Raw genomic sequence first — 13,960 nt, 5'->3', positions numbered from 1 at the left:
CGGCTAGCGGCCGAGATCGAGCGAGGACGTCGCGTCGATGTCCGAGTTGCTGCGGCGGGCCCGCTCGACGTACTCGCCGGCCTTCGCCGTCTCGGTCTGCAGGACTCCGACGGTCTGGGCCATGCTGTCGAGCGCCTTGATCTTGAAGTCCGAGATCGAGTCCATCGTCTGGTAGATGTTCGCGAACGCGGCCTGCAGCTGCGGCAGCCCGACCGTGGCCGAGGCGGCCTGCGACTGGATCGAGGCCGACTGGTCGGCGAGCATGCGCGAGGTGGCCTCGATCATGTTGGACGTCGTGGTGTTCAGCGCCGTGATCTGATCGAGCACGAGGCGCTGGTTGGCGAGCGCCTGCGCCACGATGACCGCCGTGCGCAGCGCCGAGACGGTCGTGGTCGTCGCGCGGTCGACGCCCTTGATCAGCTCGACGTTGTTCTTGATGACGACGTCGATCGCTAGGTAGCCCTGGATCGACACGGCCAGCTGGGTCAGCAGGTCCTGGTGCTTCTGGCGCGCGTAGAAGAGGACGTCCTCGCGCAGCGCCTTCGCCCGCTCCGGATCGGTCGCGTCGAGCTCGGCGATCTTCGCCGAGAGCTTCACGTCGAGCCGCTCGGCGACGTAGATGTACTCGTTGAGACGGGTCATCGTCTCCCAGAGGTTCTGCTTCTCGAGGTTCAGGGCCGCGTTGTCCTTCCGCAGCTCGTCCTGCCCGTCGTACAGGGCCTGGATGATCGCGTTCAGGTGCGACTGGGCGCTCTCGTAGCGGCGGAAGTAGTCGGTGATCTTGTTGCCGAACGGGATGAAGCCCAGGATCTTCTTCTGCAGGTTGTCCTCGGACGGGTCCAGATCCTCCACCGTGCGGCGCAGCTCGAGCAGTGTCTTGCCGATGGTCGACCCCTCGGAGAGCCCGCCCTCCTGGAGGGCGCGCACCGGCGTGCTCAGCAGCCGGTTCGACGAGTCGGCGGCCGAGCGGATGTCGGCGTCGCCCATCGTGCGGATGTCGTTGGCCCGCGTCGCGAACTCGGGGCTGCGGGACTCCGTCGCCAGGAGCGTGTCGAGGTAGCCGTCGACCTTCGCCTCGAGGCCGGGCAGGGCGGCTTCCGGCACCTTCGGCGCGATCGACGGCGCCGAGGTGGTCGGCACCGCTGCCACCGGCTCCGGAGGCGTGAGCGAGAGGGCGTTCTGGACGGGCGGCTGCAGGGCCTCGGTCATCGGGATCCTCACCGTTCCTGGCGCTCGGCGCCGACTGGGATGAACGTCCGCCCAGCATATCCCGGGCCCTCCCGCGGGTTCTCCGCGAGCCGCCTCGTCCGAGGACTCGACGCGATCGGGCGGCTGTGGAGGAGCATCCGCCGCCGGTCAGACCGCCTTCGGGCGCCTCCGCAGCGTCGCCACCGCGACTCCAGCCAGGGCGAGCGCGCCTCCGAGCAGCGCGGCGAGCGGCGGGGTCTCGCCCAGGACGAGCCAGGACAGCAGCACGACCACCGCGGGCACCGCGTAGGTGGACGCCGCGGTACGACCCGCGCTGGAGCGCGCGAGGACGTACCCCCACGTCGTGAAGGCGACGGCCGTCGGGAAGATCCCGAGGTAGACCACGGCCAGGATCGAGGAGAGCGGAGCGGCGGCGAGCGCCTCGACGAGCTCCGGTGCGAAGGGCAGGCACGCGACCGTGCCGGCGAGGCAGCCGAGCCAGGTCATCGTCGGCGCGTCGATCCCGCCCAGCAGGCGCTTCTGCAGGGTCGCCGCGCTGCCGTAGACGACGGCGGCCACCAGGCCGAGGGCGACGCCGATCACGTCGAACTGCCCGGTGGAGGTGGAGAACGCGATCACCGCGACGCCGGTCAGCGCCACGAGCATCCCGGCGAGGAGACGGCGGGGGAACCCCTCCCCCAGCAGCAGCCCGGCGAGCACGGCGGTGATCATCGGCGCGATGTTCACCAGCAGCGCCGCCGTCCCCGCGTCGACGTGCCGCTCCGCAGCGTTCAACGCCAGGTTGTAGACCCCGAACCAGGCGACCCCCCAGCCCAGCACGAGCAGGAGGAGGCGCCCGCGCGGGACCGCCGTGCGAGGATCCGGAGCCGCCTCCGACTGTCGCCTCCGGGCGGTGAGGACGACGCGGACGACCGTGAGCGCGAGCGATCCGACCACGATGCGGCCGAGGGTCAACGCGCCCGGGCCGAAGTCCTCCGTCGTGGCGCGGATGCCGACGAAGGCCGACGCCCAGAGCAGGACGGTGACCGCGATCGCGCCCCACAGCAGGAGGGCGTCCCTCGTGGAGGGCGGGGCGGAGGAGGAGACGTCGGTCATGAGGCCATCGTGGCGCTGCCGGGGATTCAGCACCAGTTCCGTTCACTGTCGGATCGTTCAGCCGGACTGTACGGTCGTCTCATGCTCGACGTGCACCGGCTCCGCATCCTCCGCTCCGTCGTCGCCTCCGGCTCGATCGCGGGAGCCGCCTCCGGCCTCGGCTACACGTCCTCCGCCGTCAGCCAGCACCTCTCCGCTCTGCAGCGCGAGACCGGACTGACCCTGCTGGAGCGGGTGGGCCGCGGCGTCCGCCCGACCCCAGCCGGACGCGCCCTCGCCGCCCAGGCGGACCGCGTCCTCGAGCGCCTCGCCGAAGCGGAGGCCGTGGTGGAGGAGCTGCGCGAGGGCCGCTCCGGCCGCCTCTCCGTGACGTACTTCGCCTCCGTCGGCAGCGCCTGGATGCCGGAGGTCGCCCGTCGGCTGACCGCCGCGTTCCCCGGCCTCGCCCTCGATCTGCGCCTGGGAGAGGAGCTCGACGACGACCTCGGAGCGCGCCCCGACGTGCAGCTCCTCGTCGCCTCCTCCGAGCCGACCGCCCCCGGATTCACGGCGCACCACCTCCTCGACGACCCCTACCTCGTCGTCCTGCCCGACGATCATCCGCTCGCCTCCCGGAGCGAGATCGACCTCGCCGAGCTCGCGAACGAGCGCTGGGTCGACAACGACCTGCCCACCGGCTGGTGCCGCCGGAACGTCGTGGAGGCCTGCGCCGCCGCCGGGTTCGCGCCGCCCTTCCACGTCCAGGCGAACGACCACATCACCGCCGCCGCGTTCGTCGCCGCGGGCATGGGCGTGACGGTCCTGCCGGAACTCGCGGCCCACCGCCTGCCGGACGGCGTCCGCGCCGTGCCCGTCGTCCGTCCCCGGCCCGTCCGCTCCCTCGAGGCCGTCGTGCGCAACTCCGCCGCCTCCTCCGCACCGGTGGCCCTGGTGCTGGAGACACTGAAGGCACTCGTCGCACGCCGTTGAGCGCGCCTGCACGGGCGAGCTCGCAGCACATCGGAGCACGATGGGCGCGTGAGATCCGTCGAACCCGTCACCCGTTCCGCGCCCGCGCTCGGCGGACCGCGCATCCTGAAGCAGCGCTGGACCGAGGCGACGTTCCTGCACTGGCGGGTCGACCCCGCCCTGGTGGCGCCCCACCTCCCGGCCGGGACGAGGCCCGACGAGCACGACGGTTCTTCCTGGGTGGGCCTGATCCCGTTCCGGCTCTCGCGGACGGCCTTCCTCGGCGGCCCGCGGGTGCCCTGGCTCGGCACCTTCCCCGAGGTGAACGTCCGGCTCTACTCCGTCGACGAGCAGGGACGACGCGGAGTCGTGTTCGTCTCGCTCGACGCCTCCCACCTCCTTCCCGTGCTCACCGCGCAGGCGGTGTTCGGGCTCCCCTACCGCTGGGCCCGGATGAGCATCGAGCACCGCCACGGCGCGGTGATCTACGACACGATCCGGCACTCGGACTCGGCCGCCCGCTCCCGGATCGTCGTCCGCCCGGGCGAGCCGGTCGACGAGGACCCGCTCGCCTCGTTCCTCACCGCACGCTGGGCCTACCACGAGCGCCACCTGGGCTCCACCTGGTACGGCCGCAACCTGCACCGGCCGTGGCCGCTGCGACGCGCGGAGCTGCTCGCGCTCGACGACGGGCTGCTCGACGCCGCGGGCTTCCCCGGGCTGGCGACGCGCGCGCCGGACTCGGTGCTGTACTCGGCGGGAGTGGAGACCGTGTTCACGGTGCCGCGGAAGGTGTGAGGGGGGCGACGCTCCTCCACAGACGGTTCTTCGCGATGCTGTCCGATGAAACGGCGCTCCCGAGGCCCACGGCGAGACTTCGTCCGGTGAGATCAGGGCATGAAGGAATCGGCGACAGTAGACGACGCGCTCACGGAGGCGCTCGCGCTCGCCGGCTCACGGCACGCTGAGCGGTCCGCCGTCGAGGCATCCCGGTACCGGGCAGTCGAGGATGCACGCCGCCTCGCGATGGCGGCACCCGCGGCACTCGTCGGCGAGCACGTCCAGGTGCAGGTGGATCGGGCGGAGGCGGCGCACCGGGCGCTGATCGCGGAGCTCGCGACGGGACTCCGGGTCTCGGAGGCGCACGCCTCTGCACTGGTCGACGAGGCACGCCTGCTGGTGAACGACCTCCCGGCGACGTTGCGCGCACTCGCGGACGGAGCGCTCTCCCCCGAGCACGCGCGACTCGTGGTGCGAGGAGCGCTCGACGTCCCCGCCGAGGTCCGTGGGCGCTTCGACGAGGAGGCCGCGACGATCGCGGTCGCCTGCACGCCGCCCCAGCTGCGACGCGCCCTCCGGTCGCTCCGGGGACGGCTGCACCCGCAGACGCTCGGCGATCGTCATCGAGACTGCGCCCGTCGTCGCGCGCTCTGGGTGGAGGGCCTCGACGACGGGATGGCGATCCTGCACCTCTACACCGCAGCTCCCGATGTGCTCGGCGCGATGGACAGGATCGACCGGGCCGCCCGCTCCCTCGCGGATCTGCCGGACGAGGAGCGGACGCTGGGCCAGCTCCGCGCAGACATCGCCGCTGCGCTGCTGGTCGACGGGGAGACATCGGCCGACGGAGACGGCACGTCGATGCCGGCGGGAGTGCGCGCCGAAGTCGCGGTGACCGTGCCTGCACTGACCCTCCTCGGGCGCTCCGACCAGCCCGCCGTCCTCGACGGATACGGACCCGTCGATCCGGAGACCGCGCGGCGTCTCGCAGCAGGTGCTCCCTCGTTCACGCGGCTGCTCACCCATCCGGAGAGCGGAGCGGTCCTCTCCGTCGGACGCGACTCCTACCGAGTGCCGGCGGACCTGCGTCGCCACCTCCAGCACCGCGACGGGACCTGCCGGTTCCCGGGATGCACCCGCAGCACCCGCCACGCGGACGTCGACCACACGAACGACTGGCAGCACGGAGGCACCACGTCGGCCGACAACCTCGCGCACCTCTGCCGACACCACCACCGGATCCGCCACACCACGGGGTGGACCCACCGGCAGGAGCCGGACGGCACGCTGCGCTGGACGAGCCCGACGGGACGGCAGCATGTCACCCGGCCCGGGGAGCCGGGGAACGGGACGGAGGGCGGACACGATCCGACCGGGACCGGCGGGCCGTGACAAGGGGCAGGTCGGGTGGCGTGGACGGGCAGGTCAAGGGGCGGGCCCGCTTCGGCGCGCCCGCGTAGCGTGGACGGCACGGGCCGATAGGCGCGGAAGCGACAAGAGGGGCAGCGACATGGCAGGAACGAAGGACAGGAAAGACGCGACGACGGGGACCTCCGCGGTGCTCTTCGACATCGACGGGACCCTCGCCGACACCAACTTCCTCCACGTCGAGGCGTGGTCGCGCGCCTTCTGGCAGGCCGACCTCGTCGTGCCCGCCTGGCGCATCCAACGAGCGATCGGCGCAGACTCGTCGGAGCTGCTCGACATGCTCCTCGAGGACGACGTGAAGGAGGAGCAGCGCGCACTGGTGAAGTCGCTGCACACCAAGAACTACACCGAGACGACAGCACGCATCATTCCACTTCCGGGAGCTCGCGAGCTCGTCGCGACGCTCGTCGGTCGAGGCGTCCACGTCGTCCTCGCCACCTCGGCACCGCAGAACGAGCTGGACGTGCTTCTCGACGTCCTCGACTTCGGCGGGTCCGTCCACGCTGTCACCAGCGGCGCCGACGTCTCCACCGCCAAGCCAGCACCCGACCTGATCTCTATCGCGCTCGACCGCGCGGGTGTCTCCGTCGACCGCGCCGTCATGGTCGGCGACGCGACCTGGGACGTCCTGGCCGCCGAGCGCGCGGGCCTGGCAACGGTCGGAGTCCTCTCCGGCGGAACCTCGGAGCACGAACTCCGCGAGGCCGGAGCCGTCGCCGTCTGCGAGGACGCGGCGGCCGTCCTCACCGGTCTCGGTGAAGGGCCCCTCGCGAGCCTCCTGAACTGACCGACCGCCACCCCAGGAGGCTCACGAGCCTCAGTCGCGGGGTCGCCGTCGCAGCACGAGGAGCGTCACTCCGATGGCGGCGGCGACCGCGGCGAGAGCGCCGCCGATCCACAGGACGTCCCCGAGGAGTGCCGGGTCCGATCCGGACGTCGCCTGCGCTTCGTCGGCTGACTCGGCCTGTCCTCCTGAGACCGCGACGGTGCCGTTGCAGTCCGGGACCGAGTCCGACCCGTCGGCGAGCGCGGTCCCGTCGGCCGGCGCCCAGTCGAACGCGTACTGGCCCGACACAGGGTGCCCGTCGGTCGACACGACCTGCCAGGTCACCTCGTACTCCCCCGCCGCGCCGAGCTCGAGCGGCATCGACGCTTCCGGCCCGACGACGCTGACGCAGCCGTCGCCGTAGTAGAGCCCGTCCGGCCCGACGACGCGCAGAGCCGCCGCCGTTCCGTCCGTCCCGAGGACGAGCAGGTCGTCGTTCGTCGTCAGCACCAGCGTTCCCGGCTGCTCCGTCACGGTCGAGTCCGCAGCGGGAGTCGTCGAGACGAGGTAGTTGTGCGCGCTGGCGGGCGCCGCCACCGCGATCGAACCGAGCAGCCCGATCGCGGTAGCGGCGACGAGGGCCTTCCGACGGGTCACGCCGACGCCCGGGGTCCGCGGCGGCGGGAGGCGAGCCCGACGGCCACGCCGACCGCGCCGACGACGAGCCCGCCGACTCCGAGGATGCGGGCGAGCACGTCGTCGCCGCTCGTGGCCGTCGTCGCCGAGGCGGTGGTCGCGACCGCGTCGTCACCGTCGCCGTCGTCGTCGTGTCCGCCCCCGTGGCCGGACCCTGCTTCCGCCGCGGTCACCGCGACGGTGGGAGCGGGCAGCTCGGGCTCGTCCTGGCCGTCGACGGTCGGCTGGTCCCAGGCGGTGCTGCCGGTCTCGCACGTCTGCAGCACGGGGAACTCCAGCGTGGAGCCGGCTGCGTCCTCGGGGAGCTGAAGCTGGAGGGCGACGGTGTCGCGGTAGCCGTCGGCGAGGGGCGTCTTCGCCGTGTAGACCACGTCCGAGACCCGCTTGGTCGCGGTGTTCCCGTGGGAGTCGGTGACCGGGTCGGCGATCGCGACCTCGTTCTTCACGACGTCCCAGTTCGGGTTGATCGTCGGGCTGACCGAGTTGATGCCGTCGGGCATCGTGATCGTGAGTCCCGTCGTCGGCGAGCCCTCGCAGCCGTGGGCCAGCGAGAACGTCACCACCGTGTACGAGCCGGCGGCGGTGCTGCTCGCCGCCGCGGTCACGTGGGCGCTGGCCGCCGTGGGCGCGGCGACAGCGAGCGCGATCGATCCGACGGCGACGAGTGCGCCGCTGCCGACGAGGCGGAGCCGCGAGAAGGAAGAAGAAGAAGAAGAAGAAGAAGAACGGGTCATGACGGTCGTGTCCTCGGGGGAGATCCGGCGCGGGGCCGGGAGTTCTGGACGCAGCGCGGGTTCGCGGTGCGTGCGGGGCGCCGACCGGAGCCGCTCCCGCACGGGAGGGGCGTCAGGCGGCGCGGAGGACCCGCAGCGGCGGCCCGCGGTGCCGGAGGATCGAGAGGACCGCGTCGAGGGATCGAGTCGCCCGCGGCTCGTGGGTACCCGTCATCGAGACGCCGGGGGCCGACGGGAGTGCGACCGCGGACGCGCGGGCGACGATCCGTACGACGACGCGCTGGAGGCCTGCTCCCAGCGTCCAGAAGAGGCGCTCGCCGTACCGGAACGCCGCGATCGTGAAGGCAGCCGCAGCGAGGTGGGCGACGAGCATCAGCGGAGCGTGAGTCGCGTGTCCGCCTCCGCCGGCGATCAGCTCGATGGTCGACCCGTCGTGGAAGTGCGCGCCGGTGCCCGTCGTCCCGACCACGCTCACCTCCCCACCGCTGCCCGTGATGAGGAAGAGGCCGTGGTACGCGATCTGGCTGAGGAGCACGGAGAGCGTCAGCCGGGGAAGGGACAGACGGCGCCCCGAGAGGAGGACGCAGACGACGACGGCGAACGCCGCGGCGAGGGCGAGCACGGCAGGAGTGGGGGTCTCGGCGCCCGCGACCGTGTGGGAGGCGGCGGCCGTGGCGGTCGCGGCGAGAGCGGCGGCGACGCCGCGAGCCACTCGTGCACCTCGGGTCTGCACTCGCCCGTCCTCTCGTCGTCGCGTCGACGCGTGCGCGCGACGTCTCCAGGGTAATCGACGCGGCGGAGCAGCCCCCCGCGTTCCGGATCCTTGCCGTTACGAAGCCGTTACCTAGATCACCGAAAGAAATCCAAACCCCCGCAGGGAGGGCTCCGAACACATGTCAACGGCCGCGAAACGGTCCACACAGAACAGGTCCTCCGCATCACGTGGGGGCCGTCTCACGAAGGAGTAATCCCATGCGATCCACCAAGCGTTCCGCCCTCGCCGCATTCGCCCTGCTGGGCACCGCCGCCCTCGGCCTCACCGCCTGCTCGAGCGGAAGCGGCTCGACCACCGCCGCCAGCGACGCGGCGACCGAGATGTCGACCCCGATGGCCACCTCGTCGGCTTCCGCCTCCTCGACCCCCATGGCGACCATGGACCCGGCCGCTAACCTCGTCGGTCCCGGCTGTGCCGCGTACGCCGAGCAGGTCCCGGACGGCGCCGGCTCGGTCGAGGGCATGTCGCTCGACCCCGTCGCGACCGCCGCGTCGAACAACCCGCTGCTCACCACCCTGACCGCTGCGGTCTCCGGTGGCCTCAACCCCGACGTCAACCTCGTCGACACGCTGAACAGCGGCGAGTTCACCGTCTTCGCCCCGGTCGACGACGCGTTCGCCAAGCTCGACGCCGCGACCGTCGACTCCCTCAAGACCCCCGAGGGCGCCGCGACGCTGTCCTCGATCCTGACCTACCACGTCGTCCCCGGCCAGATCGCCCCTGACGCGATCGCCGGCGACCACGCCACCGTCCAGGGTGGCAACCTCACCGTCACCGGTTCCGGCGACGACCTGAAGGTCAACGACGCGTCCGTCATCTGCGGTGGCGTCCAGACCGCCAACGCGACCGTCTACCTCATCGACACCGTGCTGACCCCCCCGGCCAGCTGATTCCCCTCACCGGCTCCGGCCGGTGAACACGCCGAAGGGCGGGCACCTCGCGGTGTCCGCCCTTCGGCGTTCGTGCGTGCAGAAGCCCTCCGCGAAGCCGGGCACTGCAGAGTCGTCCAGCACAGAGTCGTCCAGCACAGAGTCGCGCAACGCAGCGCCGCCCCACGGGAAGCCGTACAGCGAGGAGCCCTGCGCAGCGCGGAGTCGGAGGGTCACCACGACCCGGCACTCGCCGTCACTCCGCACCACAGCACTCACCACGAACGACACGAGGCGCGGACCCCGATGCAGGGGGTCCGCGCCTCGTGTCGTGCGGTCGGCGGCTACTCGGCCGGGGCGCTGATCTCGCGCAGGACGCGGTCGCCGGGGCGGGCCTCGATCATCTCGGCCTCGATCTCGGCCCGGTCGAGCAGCTCCTCCATGCGGCGGCGGCGGTTGCGCGTGATGAGCGTCACGACCGTGCCCGTCTTGCCCGCGCGGCCGGTGCGGCCGGAGCGGTGGAGGTACGTCTTGTACTCGTCGGGAGCGTCGGCCTGGATCACCAGGTCGATGTCGTCGACGTGGATGCCGCGCGCGGCCACGTCGGTCGCGACCAGCACGTCCACGCGTCCGCTGGTGAGCAGTGCGAGGTTGCGGGTGCGGCGCGACTGGTTGAGGTCGCCGTGGAGGCTCGTCGCGGGGATGTCCGCGTGGTCGAGCTGCTCCGCGAGCTGCTCCGCGAACGCGCGGGTCCGGGCGAAGATCAGCGTCTTGCCCTGGCGGGCGGCGAGCTGCTCGATGATCTCGGCCTTGTCGCGGTGCTCGATCAGGAGCACGCGGTGGTCGATGGTCGAGGACGCCTGGTCCTCGCCGGCGACCTCGTGGACGCTCGGCTCGACCAGGAACTCGTCCACGAGCGTCGCGACGCCCTTGTCGAGCGTGGCCGAGAACAGCAGCCGCTGGCCGCCGTCGGCGGTCTGGCGGAGGATGCGCTGCACGGGCTCGAGGAAGCCGAGGTCGCACATGTGGTCGGCCTCGTCGAGCACCGTGATGGTGATGTTGGAGAGGTCGAGGCGGCCCTGCTCGACGAGGTCCTCGAGGCGGCCCGGCGTCGCGATGACGATGTCGACTCCGCGCTGGAGGGCTCCGACCTGCTTGTACTGGGGGACGCCGCCGTAGATGGTCGTCGTGAACAGGCCGACGGAGCGGGCGATCGGCTGGATCGTCCGGTCGATCTGCATGGCGAGCTCGCGGGTCGGCGCGAGGATGAGCGCCCGCGGAGCGCGGCCCGGCTTGCGGCCCTTCGCTCCGTTGTTCTCCATCAGCCGCTCGACGACGGGGGCGCCGAAGGCGATGGTCTTGCCGGAGCCGGTCTTGCCGCGTCCGAGGACGTCCTTGCCGGCGAGCACCTCGGGGATGGTCGCGGCCTGGATCGGGAACGGCGCGGCCGCTCCGAGCTCGGTCAGCATCCGGACGATGTTCCCGCCCAGGCCGAGGTCGCCGAAGGTGACGCCCTCGACGTCGACGGCGAGAGTGGCCGTCGCCTCGAGGCGCTCGAGCACGACGTCGTCGGCCTGGTGCGGCGCACGGGCGTCGCGGCTGGGGTAGAAGTCCGAGCCGGAGTCGAGGCGCGAGGGCCGGGAGTCGCGGTCGAACGAGCGGGTCGGGCGGTCGCCGCGGTCGTGGCCGCGCGAGGGACGCGCATCCCGGTCGAAGGAGCGGGCCGGGCGGTCGCTGCGGTCGAACGAGCGGGCGGGACGCTCGGTGCGGTCGTAGCCGCGCGAGGGGCGCTCGTCGCGGTCGCCGGTGCGGGCCGGACGCTCGTCGCGCCCGTAGGAGCGGGCCGGACGGTCGTCGCGATCGTTCGAGCGCGCCGGACGCGCGTCACGGTCGAAGGAATGGGCCGGACGGTCGCTCCGGTCGAAGGAACGCGCCGGACGCTCGTCGCGTCCGTAGGAGCGGGCCGGACGATCGTCGCGATCGTTCGAGCGGGCCGGACGCGCGTCACGGTCGAAGGAACGGGCCGGGCGGTCGCTCCGGTCGAAGGAGCGCGCAGGACGCTCATCGCGCCCGTAGGAACGCGCCGGACGATCGTCGCGATCGTTCGAGCGCGCCGGACGCGCATCGCGGTCGAAGGAACGGGCCGGACGGTCGCTCCGGTCGAAGGAACGCACCGGACGCTCGTCGCGATCGTTCGAGCGGGCCGGGCGTGCGTCGCGGTCGTACCCGCGCGCCGGACGCTCGTCACGGTCGTTCGAGCGGGCCGGACGCGCGTCGCGGTCGTAGCCACGCGAGGGCCGCTCGTCGCGGTCGTACCCGCGGGCGGGCCGATCGGCGCGCTCGGTGGCCCGCTCGGCGCGCTCGTCGGCGTTCCAGCGCGCCTTCTTGGGGGCGTTCTCGTCGACGGCGCGGAAGCCGCGGTGGCCCTCGCTGCGCGAGCCCGGCTTGGCGCCGGGGAAGCGCGAGCGGCCGCCGAGCTGGGACTTGCCGCTCGAGGCGCCGAAACGGTTGGGCTCGAAGTTCTTGGCCGGACGTCCGCCGGCGGGCTTCTTGTTCTTGGGCATGGCAGTTCTTCCTGGGTTCAGGTCGTGCGCGAGGAGGCGACGCCGGAGGAGCCCCGTCGTGAGGGGCGTCCGTGCGCTGGACTGCTGCGGGGCAGCAGGGGGAGAACCCGGGCGAGTCATTGACCGGGGCCGATTCACACATGTGATTCGTCTCACGACGACTGTCGGAGACTCGGCCCACTTGACTAACAAACCCATCCGCACGAGAACGCACGGTGTCAAGAGCCGACCGAGTGAGTCTACACGCGGCCCCGGAGCCTGGCTAGGGCGGGGAGACGTGCGGCCAGGAGCCGCTCAGGTCGGGAGCCGCGAAGCCTAGGAGCCGCGAAGCCCGGGAGTCGCGCACCTCCGCAACCGGTCCCCCGCGGAATCGCCCCGCATACAGGCCCCCCGGCCCCGAGCCGCAGCACGATCGACGCGCGCCCGCGCGCAACGACCGCCCGTCCGCTACTGCGACGCCCGCCGAGCCCGGTACGCGGCCACGTTCGCGCGATTGCCGCAGTTGCCCGTGTCGCAGTAGCGCTTCGAGCGGTTGCGGGAGAAGTCCACGAGCACCGCCTCGCAGTCCTCCGCCGCGCAGACGCGGATCCGCTCGCGCTCGTCGCCGCGGATCACGTCGACGAACGCCATGGCGGCCTCGACCAGGATGCGCGTGGCGAGCGGGCTCTCGTCGCGCGTCGCGTGGAGGTGCCAGCCGTAGGGTCCGTGCCGGACCAGCTGCGGGAGCGCGCGGCCGGAGTCGAGCATCCCGTTGACGACGGGGACGAGGTCCTCCTCGGCCCGCGTGAGCCAGAGGGTGCGGAGGGAGGAGCGGATCGCCCGCACGGCCTCCAGCTCCTCGGTCGATCCGTCGCGGCTGCCCGTGTACCGGTTCTCGAGGAGGAAGTCGTCCAGCTGCTCGATCGTCGCCATCTCGTCCTCGCCGGACGGCGACAGCTCGGGGAGCGTGTTGACGAGGGTGGCGGTGGAGGTGAGCGACGCCTCGACGTCATAGGCGAACACCATGTTGACTCCTGACAGTACGGCTCAGTAGTGTGCGATCAGCTCGCTGTCACGAGTGTAATCCTTTTGACTCCTGAAGGAGCCGGCCATGACCGCCGAGAGCACCGCCGCCGTCACCCTCCCCGCCGCGAGCGCGCCCGCGCCGGCACGGCGCCTCGGCTCCGGCCTCGTCGCGGCGCTGGCCGCGTCGGCGGCGTTCGGTCTGGGCGGGCCGTTCGTGAAGCCGCTCCTCGAGGCGGGCTGGACGCCGGCGTCCGCGGTCCTCTGGCGGTCGGGCGGCGCGGCCCTGATCCTCGCGATCCCGGCGATCCTGTCCCTCCGCGGCCGCTGGCCCGTGCTCCGCCGCAACCTCGGCACGATCGCCCTCTACGGAGTCTTCGCCGTGATCGCCGCGCAGCTCTGCTTCTACAGCGCGATCGAGCACATGTCGGTCGGCGTCGCCCTGCTGATCGAGTACCTCGCGCCGGTGTTCCTCGTCCTCTTCGCCTGGGCGCGCACGCGCCGGCACCCCGGCCGCTTCACCCTCGCCGGCTCCGCGCTCGCGCTCGGCGGCCTGGTGCTCGTGCTCGACCTGTCCGGCGAGTCGACGCCCGAGCTGGTCGGCATCGCCTGGGCGCTGACCGCCTCGCTCGGCCTGTGCGTCTACTACGTCATCGCCGGCCGGGTGGATCCGGAGCTGCCGCCGATCGCGCTCACGGCGGGGGCGATGACCGTCGGCGCCGCGATCCTGCTGGCACTCGGGGCGCTCGGCGTCACACCGCTGCGCGCGACCTTCGGAGAGGTGGTGTTCGTCGGAGCGGAGGTCAGCTGGCTCCTCCCCGCGGGCGTGATCCTCGGCATGTCGACGGTGCTGGCGTATCTGCTCGGGATCGAGGGCGGACGCCGTCTCGGCACGCGGATCGCCTCCTTCGTCGGCCTGACGGAGGTGCTGTTCTCGATCGCGGCCGCGTGGCTGATCCTCGGCGAGCTGCCCGCGCCGATCCAGTTCGGCGGCGGCGCGCTCATCCTCGCGGGGGTCGTCCTGGTCCGTCTGCAGCGCGAGCCCGGCACCCCCTGATCGCGGGGGTGCCGCATCCGGGGCGCCGGGCACCCCG

13 protein-coding genes are annotated in these 13,960 nt (G+C 72.4%); 6 read left to right on the top strand and 7 right to left on the bottom strand.

Annotation, left to right across the window (positions count from 1 at the left end):
- Window positions 1-3: 3 nt before the first annotated feature.
- Together C5D36_RS04600 and C5D36_RS04595 are read right to left on the bottom strand one after the other, a co-directional pair.
- Window positions 4-1,209, bottom strand: coding sequence for a toxic anion resistance protein (locus C5D36_RS04600; protein ID WP_104223833.1), 1,206 nt, complete (start codon window positions 1,207-1,209; stop codon window positions 4-6).
- A gap of 147 nt (window positions 1,210-1,356) precedes the next feature.
- Window positions 1,357-2,304: a DMT family transporter gene (locus C5D36_RS04595; RefSeq protein WP_104295286.1), complete on the bottom strand. Its 948-nt coding sequence runs from the start codon at window positions 2,302-2,304 to the stop codon at window positions 1,357-1,359.
- A gap of 81 nt (window positions 2,305-2,385) precedes the next feature.
- Here C5D36_RS04595 and C5D36_RS04590 point away from each other — a divergent pair, with 81 nt between their 5' ends.
- The 4 genes from C5D36_RS04590 to C5D36_RS04575 all read left to right on the top strand — a co-directional run bounded on the left by C5D36_RS04590 (window position 2,386) and on the right by C5D36_RS04575 (window position 6,247).
- Window positions 2,386-3,273 carry a LysR family transcriptional regulator gene (locus C5D36_RS04590; RefSeq protein ID WP_104295285.1) on the top strand — a complete coding sequence of 296 codons (888 nt, stop codon included), beginning with the start codon at window positions 2,386-2,388 and terminating at the stop codon, window positions 3,271-3,273.
- A gap of 48 nt (window positions 3,274-3,321) precedes the next feature.
- Window positions 3,322-4,050, top strand: a complete 729-nt coding sequence (locus tag C5D36_RS04585; protein ID WP_104295284.1) for a YqjF family protein — start codon at window positions 3,322-3,324, stop codon at window positions 4,048-4,050.
- Between the two features lie 99 nt (window positions 4,051-4,149).
- A complete protein-coding gene (locus C5D36_RS04580) occupies window positions 4,150-5,424 on the top strand; it encodes an HNH endonuclease signature motif containing protein (protein WP_104295283.1) in 1,275 nt (424 codons plus the stop codon).
- 118 nt (window positions 5,425-5,542) lie between these two features.
- Entirely contained in the window at window positions 5,543-6,247 is a 705-nt protein-coding gene (locus C5D36_RS04575; protein ID WP_104295282.1) for an HAD family hydrolase, read from the top strand.
- A 30-nt stretch (window positions 6,248-6,277) separates the two neighbouring features.
- Here the strand turns inward: C5D36_RS04575 and C5D36_RS04570 are convergent, their stop codons facing one another.
- From C5D36_RS04570 to C5D36_RS04560, 3 genes are all read right to left on the bottom strand, one after another.
- Window positions 6,278-6,883, bottom strand: a complete 606-nt coding sequence (locus C5D36_RS04570) for a copper resistance CopC family protein (RefSeq protein ID WP_104295281.1) — start codon at window positions 6,881-6,883, stop codon at window positions 6,278-6,280.
- Window positions 6,880-7,656 (bottom strand): YcnI family protein, encoded by a 777-nt coding sequence (locus C5D36_RS04565; protein WP_104295280.1) that lies wholly within the window; start codon window positions 7,654-7,656, stop codon window positions 6,880-6,882. Before C5D36_RS04565 ends, C5D36_RS04570 begins: the two co-directional genes overlap by 4 nt.
- A 112-nt stretch (window positions 7,657-7,768) precedes the next feature.
- A complete protein-coding gene (locus C5D36_RS04560) occupies window positions 7,769-8,368 on the bottom strand; it encodes a hypothetical protein (RefSeq protein ID WP_104292235.1) in 600 nt (199 codons plus the stop codon).
- A 260-nt stretch (window positions 8,369-8,628) separates the two neighbouring features.
- On the opposite strand from C5D36_RS04560, the gene C5D36_RS04555 reads away from it, so the two are divergent.
- On the top strand, window positions 8,629-9,321 hold the full coding sequence (locus tag C5D36_RS04555; protein WP_104223824.1) for a fasciclin domain-containing protein: 693 nt from the start codon (window positions 8,629-8,631) through the stop codon (window positions 9,319-9,321).
- Between the two features lie 323 nt (window positions 9,322-9,644).
- Here the strand turns inward: C5D36_RS04555 and C5D36_RS04545 are convergent, their stop codons facing one another.
- Both C5D36_RS04545 and C5D36_RS04540 read right to left on the bottom strand, forming a co-directional pair.
- Window positions 9,645-11,864, bottom strand: a complete 2,220-nt coding sequence (locus tag C5D36_RS04545) for a DEAD/DEAH box helicase (RefSeq protein ID WP_104295279.1) — start codon at window positions 11,862-11,864, stop codon at window positions 9,645-9,647.
- 447 nt (window positions 11,865-12,311) lie between these two features.
- Window positions 12,312-12,869: a CGNR zinc finger domain-containing protein gene (locus C5D36_RS04540; protein WP_104262740.1), complete on the bottom strand. Its 558-nt coding sequence runs from the start codon at window positions 12,867-12,869 to the stop codon at window positions 12,312-12,314.
- A gap of 85 nt (window positions 12,870-12,954) precedes the next feature.
- On the opposite strand from C5D36_RS04540, the gene C5D36_RS04535 reads away from it, so the two are divergent.
- Window positions 12,955-13,923 carry a DMT family transporter gene (locus C5D36_RS04535; RefSeq protein WP_104295278.1) on the top strand — a complete coding sequence of 323 codons (969 nt, stop codon included), beginning with the start codon at window positions 12,955-12,957 and terminating at the stop codon, window positions 13,921-13,923.
- Window positions 13,924-13,960 lie beyond the last annotated feature (37 nt).

Source organism: Rathayibacter sp. AY1C6, from assembly GCF_002931535.1.
Taxonomy (GTDB): Bacteria; Actinomycetota; Actinomycetes; order Actinomycetales; family Microbacteriaceae; genus Rathayibacter.
This window is presented reverse-complemented; position numbering and strand designations above follow the sequence as displayed.